The organism is Spiroplasma endosymbiont of Sarcophaga carnaria (genome assembly GCF_964019595.1).
Lineage (GTDB): Bacteria > Bacillota_I > Bacilli_A > Mycoplasmatales > Mycoplasmataceae > Spiroplasma > Spiroplasma poulsonii.
The window spans coordinates 1691394-1704511 of the sequence record NZ_OZ026456.1; the positions used below are offsets into that span (position 1 = coordinate 1691394).

A 13118-nucleotide genomic window follows, 5' to 3' on the forward strand; every position below is an offset into this window, starting at 1 on the left:
TAAATCTTAACTATTTTTCAACATCTAAAAAAACAGTTGCTTCGCCAGTATAAATTGTTGAGTCACTTGAAAATACTGTAATCCTTTTTTCATTATTATTGTATAAATCATCAATAATATTTTTAATTCCTATCTTAGTTATATCTAATTGAGGATTTTTATCTTTTAAAAAATCTTTAATTTGTTGTTCGGTTAGTAATCCTTTTTCATTATTAATTTTAACTGTTCCTAAAATAGGATTTGAAATAATTTTAGATAATTCATTTATTTTATTTAAATTGTTATTTTCTAAATCTATAATTTTTATTCTATGAACGTTAATAATGTTATTTAAATCTTTTCAACCAAACCTAACAAAAATATCAGTACTACTAAATTCAATAATTGCTGATTGACTAAAATTTAGTCAATTAATTAATATAGCATTATTAGTATTATTTTTTACAAAGTAAACATTTTCATTATTTACAAAATATTTATTGTCTTTACTATCAATGCCTAAAAATCTAATATATTTTTCTTTAATTCCATATATTTTTTCAATTATTGATTTATATTTACCATTTTTTTCTATAGAATAGAAAACATTAACACCGTTATCAGTTTCTGAATTTAAATTATCTGATAAAACAGATTTATCAATTGAATATAAAACTTGTAGTGGTTCACCATAATTAAAAGTTTTATCACTCGAATTTAATGTTGCGCTTGACTCTTTAATATTTGTAATATTAATTTTATTTATATCTATGCTAGGATTTAGTTCTTTTAATTTATCTTTAATTTGTTGTTCTGTTGGCAAATCAGCACCATTAGTTTTAATTACTGCTTGATATCTTTGATTATAATTACTAGCGGCAATTGTTGTTGGGACAGCAGTTCCGCTAATAGTTAATACACTTAATAAACTAAGTAATTTTTTCATACTTGTATTTCTCCTTTTCTTATCTTGAAACTTTTTATCAAGATCTAACTGCATTATATATATATATATATATGTATACAAGCAAAATTATGAATTATGTAATAATTTTATTCTTAAAAATAATGCTTATTACGCGTTTTAATGACTAAATTAGTAATCAAATATATTAAGTTTAGTTATAATATATAAAAAGTATTGTATTAGTAAAATATTAGTATATAATTAAATTATAGGTTTAATCTTTTTCCATAAAAAAGAGTTTATGCTGACTTGTTAATCGGACAAGAATAAAAAAAGAGAGGTTTATAAAATGGCACTTACAAAAGAACAATTAATCGAACAAGGTTTAAGTGAAGAGATTGCAGAAAATATCTTAAATCAGTTTAATAATGAAGCAAAGCAAATTAGAGAAAGTGTGCAAAAACGCGAAGATGTTATATCAAAAGAAGATTTTATTAAATTATCTAATGAATTAGATGAATTAAAAGCATTTAAAGATATTCCATCTACTAAAATTGAAGATATTAAAACTAATTTAGATAAAGTTAGTGGTAATTCTTTAACTGAAAAAATGCAAACTTTAAAAGAATTAAAACCTGATTTGTTTGTTGAAGAACAACAATCAATTTCACCAACTAATTTTATTAAAGATATGATTGAAAAATCAACTGAAAATAAGAATGATGAAATTGAAACTATTAAAGAAAAAGGAGCATATACTCCTGATGAAATTAAAAAATTAACTGATTATACACTTAAAAACCTTAGATAATAAGGGAGTGAAATATTATGGCAACAATTAACTTGCCACAAGTACCTTTTACATTACAAGGTAACACAACAGGTCAAAAAGCCTATGTTGATATGGTTAATGCTTTATTGCGTGGACCTTTATATAATGAATATGCAAGTATTATGCAGTATGCTACTGCAACCGCAGAACAAGTTGCTTGATTACCTAATGCAGGACAAGCACTATATAATTTAACTCATCGTGTGGTATGACAAGATGATTATTCATTACCAAATGGTGGGGCAACTCAAACAATGGGATTAACAAGAATTCCAGTTCCGATTGATAAGAGATTTAATTTAAAATTAATGAATGAGGCTTTTGACTTAGCATTAATAGAACAAAATATTAAAAATGGTGTTATTGCTGATGCTATTTCTAGTGTTGTACAAAATAAATTTGTTAATTTAGAATGTGAATTAATTCAGGCTATTTATGATTATTGTTTAGCAGATGGTCAATATGAAGTAATTCCATTTCGTAGTTATACAGCTGAAAATGCTGATGATGCAAATAAAGCATTCTTTACATTAAATGAAACTTTGATTGAATTAACAAATCAAATTAGTAATTTATATTTTGGATTGCCAACTGATAAAATGTTTATGGTTTTAGGTCGAAGAGCCTATTTAGGTTTAACACCTGCTTATTTAAAAGTAATTGGGTCACAAGCCCAATTAAAAGCAATGGTTAATGGTGAATTATATGAAAATACCGCAATGGGTATTCCAGTATCTAAAAGTTTTCATTTAGAAAAAACATATACAAAAGGACAAGTTAACCGTGATAAAGGTTATAATTTTACTAATGTAAATGGTTTACTTATTAATAAACAAGTATGAGCATATCCAATTAATATGGATACTATTCAACAAGTTTTAGATAATGATACTGCTAACCCTAAATGAATTGGTAAAGTTCAATATGCAACACCAACAATTTTATATCCTAAAACATGCAAAATTATTTTAGAAAAAGCACCTACACAAGAAGAAATTAATACTGCTAAAAGTAATCTAAATAAAACTTTTAGAGTGCCAGTTGATTATGTATTCTCATCATCAACTCCCAGTAAAATTAATATCAGTGGAATTATTAAAATAGATAAACCAACTATTCATGTTGCAGACCCAACACAAGCAACACAAGAACAGTTAAAACCACAATTTAAAAATGTTGTTTTAAAAGCAGTAAAAGCAATAGATAGTTCTTTAACTGAAAATGATTTTGATTATTTTATTGAAAGTAAAGGTGAAGATTGACCAATAAATATTACAAAAGATAAAACTGTTGAAGTTCAAATTGAAGGTAAAAACAACGCTACTGGTCAAACAAATACAATTGATGTTGTAATTAAAAATTCTTAATAAACAATGAATTTACTAATATTACGAGTTTTAACTTTATTAGTATCTAATTTAGAAAATAAACCTTTAATAAGTAAATTTGTAAATTTAATTAATAGAGTTAATAAAGTTCAAAATAAAATATTAAAGCCAATTAATTATATTACTGATAAATATAATAAAATTACAAGTAAAGTTGAAGATATTTATCAGTGATTAAATCCATTTACTTATTTAGATTTAATTAAAAAAGGTCATAAAAAAGAAATACAACAAATATTAAGTCAATTAGAAAAGGATAATAATATTAAAAATAGAGAACAATTTAAAAATGAAAATTATTTAAATACTAATTGACAACCATTAAATAGTAGTTGACTTGATAGTGGTATGTTTAATATTACAAATAAATTAACTTTAACAGGTAATTTAACTATTTTAATATATACAAAAACAGCAAAACATCCAAAATTTTATGGACCTTATGTTTATCCTAGTGTTCCAGTTGAAATTTGAAAATTATTAAGTAATGCTGTATCTAATGCGGGGACTTTATTTTGGCGTTATTGATTAAGAAAATGATTACCTAGTCATTTAAGAAATTATATTAAAAAACGATTACCACAAGCATTAAAAGAAAAATATCCCAAAGGAACTACTAAATTAACATTACCAACAGTTCAAAAATTACAACAAATTAAAAAGTTTATTAATAATTTAAAGATTGGGCATTTTAATTTTAATTTTGCTGGTGGAATTAATAATAAAAAATGGTATCGTGAACGCCGAAGTGATGTTAAAAATATTAAGAATTTATATAAAACACCAGTTAAAAATATGTTTTACAAAACTAATCAAACTATTAAAACAATTAAGAAAACAAAAACAAGAGTTAATAGTTATAAACCATCTAATTTAAAAAATAAATATCGTAATCAATTAAGAGGTGTATTATATGGAAAATAATTTAAGTAATTTATTATTTATAACAGTTGAAGATGTTAAAGAAAGTAAACTTTGACAACCTATTAATGATAGAAAACAATCTGCTTATAATGATAATTTAATTTATAATGCTATTTTAAAAACTAGTTTATGAATGGATAGATTATCAGGTGGGACAATTTCAGATAAAATAAATAAAAAAGATTTATTTCCATGAGTAAAAAAAGATAATACTGTTTTAATTGAATATGATAAATGATTAAGTTATATTCAATCTGCTTGTTTATTAGCAGTTATTAATTGATATTTACCTAAAGGAGTTAATGATTTAACTGGTAGTGCTTCATTTTCACAAGGTGGAGTTGCTTATTCACAAACTAATGACCCTGAGGCAAATGAAAATATTACTCGTGATGTTAAAAATGCTTTAAAATTAGCAGGTGAAATAATTGATATTATATCTAGTAAAACAGTATCTAGACCTTATAATTATAGTTTAGATAATTATGCTCATCCATGAGAAGAAGAATATAAACATATTAGTAAAAAAACTTTTTATCCAACATTATTATTTTGATTAAAAGAACGATTACAAACAGATAATTCAATAAATATTACTTATCCAACTATTAATGACTTTTCTAAAATTGATTATAACGAGTATATTAAATTAATAGTTCCGTTTGATAATGATACTATTTATTATGAAAATAATGTTTGAAAAGCAAAACAAGGTTCAAGTGTAGAAACACCAATTGACAATAAAACTATTATTAAAAATGAACAACAACAATTAATGGTATCAGATGCTAAACAAGATAAATTAATAAGTGGAACAAACATTAAAACTATTAATGGTAATTCATTATTAGGGAGTGGTAATATTTCTATTAGTGGTGATAGTTGAGAATTAATTAATTATCCAGAAGCAAACGAAAAATTAACATTTAAAATTCCAGATTATAATTTAACAAAATATTACTATAAAATATCAATTTCAATAACAGATTATGCATCTGCTAATAAATTTGTAACATATTATTTTGAAACAATATCACAAAAATCAATATTTTCATTTTTAGCAGATAATTCTTATAAAAGAATAACAATTAAGCAAGATGGCTCAATTTCAAATGATACAAATAATATTTCTATTAAAGATTTAACAATTAAAAGAAAATTAATTTAGAAAGGATTTTTAATTAATGAAACAAAATAAAACAACTTGATTAAAGGGTGCCCTACCTTGAAATTGATTTAAAAAAGACCCTATTCCGACTTATAATTGAACCCATAAAGATATTAGAGAATGAGAAAGAAAATATAAAATTCGTAGTTGAGTAGTTAGTTTTTATACATTGATATTTTTAGCATTAAATTGTTGATTAGAATATGGCATGATCAATGCAATAAAAGATAATATTAATTGATATAATTATGGTCAATATTGAGGTAATGGAATTGCTATTTTATTAACACCTTTATTTACACACGGAATTCAGGGTATATTTGTTGCTAGTAGTAAACCCAAAGTAGATATGAAAATTGATATTCCACGATTAAAAATATCTAAAATGGGATTAGTATTTACAATTTTACCTTTAATTACTTTAATAATTTCTTTAATTATTATTTGAATTGATAAATCAAAATGAAAAAAAGACCATTTAAGACATTGTTTAGATTGTCGGATTAATTCTCGTGTTATTCAACCACGAATAGCAAAACAATGAAATAATTTAGATGGTATAACAGAAGAAATATTTAAAAATATGCAAGATGAATATACTAAAAAACAAGAAGAAAATAACAAAGAATTAAATTTAAAATAAACTATATATAGGGGCGGTTGATATTTTTGGGTGGTTATATAGTTTAATTTATAAATTATTTTGTTCTGAAAGAATGGATGGCCACTGTTTGAGTAAGGATAAGAAAGGAAATAAAGAAATGGAAATTAGTAATGAAATAGTAATTGCTTTACTTGTATTAGCGGGTGCTGGTGGAATGGGTAGTCTTGGTATTCTTGGATTATCTGCTAAAAAAATTAAAAAATATAAAGCAGAAATTAGAGAATTAAGAACTGCTGTTATTGCTCACGAAAAACATTTACGAGGACCTGATTATGCAACAGAATTAGCATTAAAAACAGGTCAAATTAAAAATGTAAAAAAACAAGTTAAAGTAAACGATAAAAAACAACAACAAAAAGATGCTATTAGACAACTAACAAATAGTATTTAAAAAAATAACCTTAATTGGTTATTTTTTATTTGTTTTTAAGATAATTAAATTCTTTTCACCATATGTTTTAATTAAATATTCTCAGTCTCAGGTTGAATTAATATTTACATCTTCAACATCAGTACCAGTTATATATTCGCCAAGGGGAGTTTTACAAGGGCGATTACCTTGTTCTGAACTATAACATAAAATATATTTATTCATTATCTTTATCTCCTTTATCATGTGTTATATAAAAGTTAATAAGATATTCTATTTTTTGAGAATAAGTACTAAAATTTAATTCATTTCAAACTTTTTCTTCGTTTTTATTTAAGTAAATATTAACATTCCTAATTTTGCAAGAATAATATTTTCCAGTTTTTTGATTATATGAATGTTTCATAATATTAACTCTCATAATTAGCAATAATAATGGCATCTCGGATATGATTACTTATTTTTTCATTATTATATTTTCAACCTTTACCATATTCATAAGTTAAATTAGTATCTTTTTCATATTTTCATACAGAACTATCATTATATTTACTTAAATTTTCCATATTTTTAACAACTGATTTAGTATATTTAGGTGATATACAATTAATAATTTCATCACGGTCTTTATCAATTGCTCCTAATAATCTTAATAAATCATCTCTATCTTTTGAACCATTTGCATTTGTATATAAGCAATTTTCAATATTAAAAATAAAATCTTCTAATTGTTGTTTATTATCCAAACGAAATGAATTGTAAAACGATAAATTATTGTCAATAAATTTATAGTGGTCTTTTCAATCGTTATTTATAAATTCTTTCTCATGTAATAAAATACTATCTTCATAAACAACAATAGCAGTAGTACCTGTTCCTGATGGGTCAATACCTATTTTTATCATTATCTTAAAAATCTTTCTTTAAATTGATAATAAAAATCTTCGCTTTGTTTTCTAATTATAACTGGTGATAATTTTTCAACATTTAATTCTTCTTTTATTCAATTTTTACCTTTTGAAATAATATCTTGTTCTATTTTTGTATTTGTAATAAAATTTTTAATATTATTAAAATGCTCTTCCCTCATTCAATTTGAATTTAAATTATTAATTTGTTGCTTATTAGTTTCTTTAATAACTTGATTACTATTTTCTTTACTTATTTCAGTACTATCAGGGTCTAATTCATCAGTTGCTATACCAAATGTCTTACACAATCAATAACGAGCACCATATGTTAAAGCACTACCAACTGCTTTTGCAATATCTGAATTTTGTGCTGATAAAATAATTTCTAATTCTAATTTTTCATCATTTTTATAAAGTGTTAATAAACCTTTTGAATAATAATTTACCATTTTATCATTATTAATAAATGTTGGTTCACCAACTGCTTGAATTGTATAAGTTATATGATGCTCTTTTAATTGTGGTTTTAAAGTTTGATATAAATCACTTTCAGTAAAATAATTATATTTATTAAAATCATTCCTTGCATTTTTACCAACAAAAATATTTATATTAGATTGAATTTCACCAATACTTGCTATTAATGTTTTTTTAGTTTCTTGTTGCATTTTCTCATTCCTCTCTTTCTTGTCATATTAAAATGGCTTCTTTAATTTGTTCTAAATCTTGTTTAGTAATATTAACTTTTTCTTTAATTACTATTTTTAATTTTGGATTAATAATTATTATTAATATTTTTTTACTATCTATACAAAAATCTTTTTCTAATAAATAATAAAGTTTTAATTGTCAAATATAGCGTTTAATATCTGTTTTTTCATTAGAACTAGTAATTTTTCAATCACATATTATATATTCATTATCTATTGTTATGCCAATAAAATCAGTTGTACCACATAATAAAGGATGATAATATGTTTTTTCAGTTTCATAATGTTTAAATTTAATATTTTTAAAAGTTTCTTGATATAATTTTGTAAAATTTTTAAATAATTCACGATGAGATTTTATATCACAATCAATAAATTCAATTAATTCATCATCAAAATTATTTTTTATTCAACAATCAATCATATTATGTAAACATATTCCACGAGTTTGTGCTAATTTTAAAATATTCTCATCAATTTGTGAAAAATCTTTTGGCACTAAAATATTAACAATTTGACTTACACTTGGTATTAAAATACTATATTTATGTAAATCTTCATTATAAATATATAGTGGTTTAATCTCATTTGATTGCATCATTATCACCAAATAATTCTTTAATATCTTCTGAACTATAATTTATTTGTTCATCTGCAATTATTTCTTGTGGTTTTTCTGATAATAATATATCTTTTTTAAAATCATTATTTGTATGTAAAAATTCATAATTAGATACTTGAACTATTCATTGTATTTTATTATTTTTATCTTTAAAAGATTGTAAAATACCATTAATTGCAATTTGACTACCTTTTTGGCAATATTTTTGTAAAACTATTGCTTGCTTATTTCAAACTTGACAAGGTATAAAATCAGTTTCTTTTTGTGTTGAATATGGGCGAGTTACTGCTAATTGAAATATGGCATATTCTTTTCCACTTTGTGTTTTTTTAATTTCTATATTCTTTGTTGTTCTACCAATTCCAATAAATTTATTCATTATTATATTCCTCTAATTCCATTTCTTCAATTAAATTATCAATATACTCATAAGCACTTTCTTCTGAATAACATTCTTCTAATGCTAAATTAAATAAGTCTTCTTCGGTATAAACATAACCATTTTCATCTTTTCACATATTAATTTACCTCATTCTTTGCTATTAATATTTCTATTAATTTTCTTCCTTTTTGTTCTTTAATATCAAAATAACTTATTTCTTGATTTAATAAATGTGCTTCTTCATTTTTAATTAAATTAATATCATCATTAATATTTTCTTTTTGCCCTGTTTTATTATCAAATATATTAATACAAAAATCATTGTACATATATATTGATATTAGATTTTTGATTGTCATATTTACCTCCTATTTTTAACTCGCTGGCACTCACTCCCAAGTGAAAGTGCCAAAGCGAGAGTTAGTTATATAATTAAGTATTTATCTATTTATTTACTACGCCATCCGCTTCACTGCGGGTGAGCGGTGGCGGTATGTTTTATTGTTTAATGTTTAATAATCGACAGTTGTTTTTATAAGATAATGCCAGAGAATTCTCTCTCTTCATCCGCACCATTTCAGGTCAAAGCGTTCAGTTTTTAAAATAAATTCACTTGCACCTTGAAGAGCCTAATGCTGACTTTGTGGTTTTTAAATCGCTGTCACTTCTAAGAAGTAATATCTATCGCAAATTTATTTATAAAGTGGCCATCTCAATATTTATTGTCGTTTGATGTTGACCTCGCACTTATCACGACTATCGCTTGTTAAAGCGTCTATTATTTCCGGACTGATTACCGCTGGGCTAGACCGCCTCCTGTGGAATAAAAACACTTAGTTATTTAAAATAACCGTCCCACACTGCATTAAGTTGTTTTATAAAATCAAAGTTTAAAAGAACCAGTTTCATAATCAAAGATAATTTTTGAATTTTCTAGTTTTTGATAAAACTGTTTTTGTGTTTTATCTTTTACTTTATTCAATAAATTTCTATGTTTTTCACAAGTTCATAAAACTTTATTTGATACAAATTCTTCGGTAATGAATGATATTGCTTTATAGCAGTTATCAATATCGCAAATTTGTTGTTGCTTATTAATTTTCATTACTTACTCCTTCCTTTTTATTAAGTTTTTTTATTAGCAAATTAATTAACTGAAACAGAGAAAGGACAACACCTTAAATTAGAAGAAAAACAGGTACACTTTTGTAAAGATTTCTAAGATATTTAATAAATGTGTAAACAACTTAAAGAGGGTATCAAAAAGTTGTTATAGTTTTTTTGTAAATATTTAAGATACTGTCCTTTCTCTGAATCAATTAATAATTTTGGTTTTACAAATAAAAAAACCATTTTAGTAAATGGTTTATTATTCTTATTCAATTTCCGAGTTTTTTTCCAAAACCCTTATTTTATTTATGCGACCTTTAAATTACAAATTCAACAAAACACCACAGTACAAGATAATAGTACAAGTTATGTAATGATTGATGAAAAAGATATTTTAATTAATGATATTTCAAAACAAGACAAAGTATTTTTAGAATCATACGACTTAAAAATAGTATCTATTAATGAACCAATTAGTGAAGACAACAAAAATGAATGTTATATCATTGAAGAATATAAACGCCCTTATTCACCTGATGGTGTTAATATTATTAAATCTACGCATTTAGTTAAAATAACTGACTTTAAATGAAAAAATCAAAATAGTATTCATTTAGTATTACAAAAATCATTACCCGAAGATACAATATTTACTGGGATTGAAATTAAATATCCAAAATCTATGTTATTTGGCAATATTAAGTGTTGAGGCAATATAAATGGTGTTTATTCTTATCCAGCATCAATCGTTGAAAATGCTAGTTTAGTTCCTTTACTATCAATGCCAATAGAAACAGAACCTAATTTAAGAGTATTTCAATATTGATTTACAGGAAGTTTTTTACCCTGAAGTATTGCCAAAAAATATCAAGGAAAAGATATTTTAGATTTAGTAAATAAAAATGGTTTAGAAAAAGTTTTATTAAATTATTTAACATATCGTTATAATTATGATAGAAAATTTCAAGGGGCAAAATATGACGAAAAAGGTAATCCTAGCAATAAATCTGCTGAATTACGCCAAAAATTCGAAGGACAAAAACCCGAAGATGTCATTGATGGTTTATTTGAAAACTGAAAATTAGATAATCCAATTCTTATTAATGATGATATTGTCAAAAGATTTAAACAAATTATCTATATGTTATCAAATTATACATATAGCAAATACAGTATTAATAAAGGTTATAATGATGATGTTAAGTTATTTGCTCCCTATTATTTTGAATTAGTTTCTAATCCAAGAGAACAAGAAACAGGATATTGAGTATTTGAAAATTGTAAAGTTGGATTAAATTCATTATATTTTAATTTTAATAGTAGTGGTCCTGTTCCTCCAGAACCAATTAATTACTGAATGGAAGTTTATGCAAATGATAGACCATTTATTATCAACAATAATAAATGGTTTTTCTTGCGCTGCTATTCATTCTAAAACACCATCTTTTGTATTTATATTATTTTTTTCTTTTAAATCTGCTAATTCTTTTTCAGTATAAGTATATTGTGATGTGTTACAAGCAACTAAACTTGTTGTACTTGTTTCTATTAAAGTGATTGAACTTAAAATGCATAATATTTTTTTCATTTTTATTTAATTTATAAATTTATTAACATTTAAACATATTATAAAATCCATATCCTGGAATTAAATTTTTTCAAGTAATATGATTAGCAACATATTTTTTAAAACTACATGGTTCTTCTACTGTAAAATAAACCCTTTTATAATCTTTATATTTATTTGAATTATAACTATCGCTATAGCTAGTAAAACCATTTATATCAGCTGACGTATCTGTAATTCTACTAACACTAATATCACTTGTATCTAAGCTTACATTAAGTCTTTTAACACTACTTAAAATAGTTTGTAAATTATTGTCATCTAAACTTCCTAATTGTGTATTTGTAATAACGTTACTTATTGGTTGTCTAACTGTAAAATAAACCCTTTTATAATCTTTATATTTATTTGAATTATAACTATCGCTATAGCTAGTAAAACCATTTATATCAGCTGACGTATCTGTAATTCTACTAACACTAATATCACTTGTATCTAAGCTTACATTAAGTCTTTTAACAGCATTAAGAATAGTACTATCTTGATTATTATTTAATGAACCTAAATCTGCATTTTTAATTACATTACGCAAATCTTTTTTTACAGCCCCCACATCCATTTGTTCATAATTTCAACTTTGATTTCCTCCTGTATAAGATATTAAATATCCTCTCGGAGTAGTTTGATTATCAGGGTTTATTGTTCTAAATCCCGGAGTTAAGTATGTTACTAAATTACTAGAATTAAATTCACTATATTGTCCTGTTCCTGGATTCATATATGTATAAATAGGATTAGTAGGTCCATTTCGTACACCAGTAATTAAAATAAAATGACTGTGATCAGATTCATTAATATTATTAGAGCCATGATAAGCAAAGGCAACAGGAGTATTATTTTCTAAACTATAAGAAACAATATTATAAAACGCATTACTAGTATGATAATCAAAATATCCTATTCCTGTTGTTGAATATAATCTACCATTATTTAAATTATATATATTAATAAGTTGATTTATTCCATTTGTTCAATTTTGAGGTGATGTTCCTCCAAAAAAGTCAGTATTCATTCAACTAGATAAGCTACCTTGAAATTGTTCATGTGTTTGATCTAAATTTGGAAAATCAGGGTGAGTATAATATTGACTATGAACTGACCTTAATCCTAAATATCTTAATATTGCTTCGCCAATAGTTGGACCACATCAATATGGTTGCGTTTGTCTAATAGCTGGAACATTGGAAATATTAATATTATTTAAACTTCTTTTAACTCTATTTAATATTTCTTCTTTTTGATAAGGACTAGCGGCAATTGTTGTTGGTACAGCAGTTCCACTAATTGTTAATACACTTAATAAACTAAGTAATTTTTTCATTTTGTATAATTTCCTTTCTTTTATCTTGAAACTTTTTATCAAGATCTATTGACATTATATATATATATATATATATATATGCAAGTCAAGCATTTTTAAATCTATTTTAGAAAGGAGATTATTTATAATGATTATTATTGTGATTATATTTTAGTTTTTAGTACTAATCTGGGCTCGCGGTGATTTTCATAAGTTTGTGAAAA

18 protein-coding genes and 1 pseudogene are annotated in these 13118 nt (G+C 24.1%); 7 read left to right on the forward strand and 12 right to left on the reverse strand.

Features of this window, described 5'->3' with window-relative positions; all coding sequences use genetic code 4:
• Positions 1-10: 10 nt before the first annotated feature.
• On the reverse strand, positions 11-925 hold the full coding sequence (locus AACK91_RS09700; protein WP_338963611.1) for a hypothetical protein: 915 nt from the start codon (positions 923-925) through the stop codon (positions 11-13).
• Between the two features lie 310 nt (positions 926-1235).
• Between AACK91_RS09700 and AACK91_RS09705 the strand changes: the two genes are divergently transcribed.
• The 6 genes from AACK91_RS09705 to AACK91_RS09730 all read left to right on the forward strand — a co-directional run bounded on the left by AACK91_RS09705 (position 1236) and on the right by AACK91_RS09730 (position 6253).
• Entirely contained in the window at positions 1236-1697 is a 462-nt protein-coding gene (locus AACK91_RS09705; RefSeq protein WP_338966267.1) for a hypothetical protein, read from the forward strand.
• 17 nt (positions 1698-1714) lie between these two features.
• Entirely contained in the window at positions 1715-3085 is a 1371-nt protein-coding gene (locus tag AACK91_RS09710) for a hypothetical protein (protein ID WP_338966270.1), read from the forward strand.
• 6 nt (positions 3086-3091) lie between these two features.
• Positions 3092-4030, forward strand: coding sequence for a hypothetical protein (locus tag AACK91_RS09715; RefSeq protein ID WP_338966273.1), 939 nt, complete (start codon positions 3092-3094; stop codon positions 4028-4030).
• Positions 4020-5198 carry a hypothetical protein gene (locus tag AACK91_RS09720; protein WP_338966276.1) on the forward strand — a complete coding sequence of 393 codons (1179 nt, stop codon included), beginning with the start codon at positions 4020-4022 and terminating at the stop codon, positions 5196-5198. Before AACK91_RS09715 ends, AACK91_RS09720 begins: the two co-directional genes overlap by 11 nt.
• 16 nt (positions 5199-5214) lie before the next feature.
• Entirely contained in the window at positions 5215-5841 is a 627-nt protein-coding gene (locus tag AACK91_RS09725; protein ID WP_338966279.1) for a hypothetical protein, read from the forward strand.
• Between the two features lie 73 nt (positions 5842-5914).
• Positions 5915-6253 carry a hypothetical protein gene (locus AACK91_RS09730; RefSeq protein WP_338966281.1) on the forward strand — a complete coding sequence of 113 codons (339 nt, stop codon included), beginning with the start codon at positions 5915-5917 and terminating at the stop codon, positions 6251-6253.
• An 18-nt stretch (positions 6254-6271) separates the two neighbouring features.
• On the opposite strand, the gene AACK91_RS09735 is transcribed toward AACK91_RS09730, so the two are convergent.
• The 9 genes from AACK91_RS09735 to AACK91_RS09775 form a co-directional block, all read right to left on the reverse strand.
• Positions 6272-6457: a hypothetical protein gene (locus tag AACK91_RS09735; RefSeq protein WP_338966284.1), complete on the reverse strand. Its 186-nt coding sequence runs from the start codon at positions 6455-6457 to the stop codon at positions 6272-6274.
• Entirely contained in the window at positions 6450-6638 is a 189-nt protein-coding gene (locus tag AACK91_RS09740) for a hypothetical protein (protein ID WP_338966287.1), read from the reverse strand. Before AACK91_RS09740 ends, AACK91_RS09735 begins: the two co-directional genes overlap by 8 nt.
• A 4-nt stretch (positions 6639-6642) precedes the next feature.
• A complete protein-coding gene (locus AACK91_RS09745; protein ID WP_338966290.1) occupies positions 6643-7137 on the reverse strand; it encodes a hypothetical protein in 495 nt (164 codons plus the stop codon).
• Positions 7137-7811, reverse strand: coding sequence for an ERF family protein (locus AACK91_RS09750; protein ID WP_338966293.1), 675 nt, complete (start codon positions 7809-7811; stop codon positions 7137-7139). Before AACK91_RS09750 ends, AACK91_RS09745 begins: the two co-directional genes overlap by 1 nt.
• Complete coding sequence (locus AACK91_RS09755; protein WP_338966296.1) at positions 7795-8454, reverse strand: hypothetical protein; 660 nt, start codon at positions 8452-8454, stop codon at positions 7795-7797. The genes AACK91_RS09750 and AACK91_RS09755 overlap by 17 nt, the downstream gene beginning before the upstream one ends.
• Positions 8432-8854 (reverse strand): single-stranded DNA-binding protein, encoded by a 423-nt coding sequence (locus AACK91_RS09760; protein WP_338966298.1) that lies wholly within the window; start codon positions 8852-8854, stop codon positions 8432-8434. Before AACK91_RS09760 ends, AACK91_RS09755 begins: the two co-directional genes overlap by 23 nt.
• Positions 8847-8993, reverse strand: a complete 147-nt coding sequence (locus tag AACK91_RS09765) for a hypothetical protein (RefSeq protein ID WP_338966300.1) — start codon at positions 8991-8993, stop codon at positions 8847-8849. Before AACK91_RS09765 ends, AACK91_RS09760 begins: the two co-directional genes overlap by 8 nt.
• Before the next feature lies 1 nt (position 8994).
• Positions 8995-9216 carry a hypothetical protein gene (locus AACK91_RS09770; protein WP_338966301.1) on the reverse strand — a complete coding sequence of 74 codons (222 nt, stop codon included), beginning with the start codon at positions 9214-9216 and terminating at the stop codon, positions 8995-8997.
• 506 nt (positions 9217-9722) lie between these two features.
• Positions 9723-9962: a hypothetical protein gene (locus AACK91_RS09775; protein WP_338966303.1), complete on the reverse strand. Its 240-nt coding sequence runs from the start codon at positions 9960-9962 to the stop codon at positions 9723-9725.
• A gap of 378 nt (positions 9963-10340) precedes the next feature.
• On the opposite strand from AACK91_RS09775, the gene AACK91_RS09780 reads away from it, so the two are divergent.
• Positions 10341-11402 carry a hypothetical protein gene (locus tag AACK91_RS09780; RefSeq protein ID WP_338966305.1) on the forward strand — a complete coding sequence of 354 codons (1062 nt, stop codon included), beginning with the start codon at positions 10341-10343 and terminating at the stop codon, positions 11400-11402.
• Between the two features lie 90 nt (positions 11403-11492).
• Here the strand turns inward: AACK91_RS09780 and AACK91_RS11640 are convergent.
• Both AACK91_RS11640 and AACK91_RS09785 read right to left on the reverse strand, forming a co-directional pair.
• Positions 11493-11555: pseudogene (locus AACK91_RS11640) on the reverse strand (lipoprotein); the annotation flags it as partial.
• Positions 11556-11577: 22 nt separating this feature from the next.
• Positions 11578-12915, reverse strand: a complete 1338-nt coding sequence (locus AACK91_RS09785) for a hypothetical protein (protein WP_338966307.1) — start codon at positions 12913-12915, stop codon at positions 11578-11580.
• Positions 12916-13118: the final 203 nt, after the last annotated feature.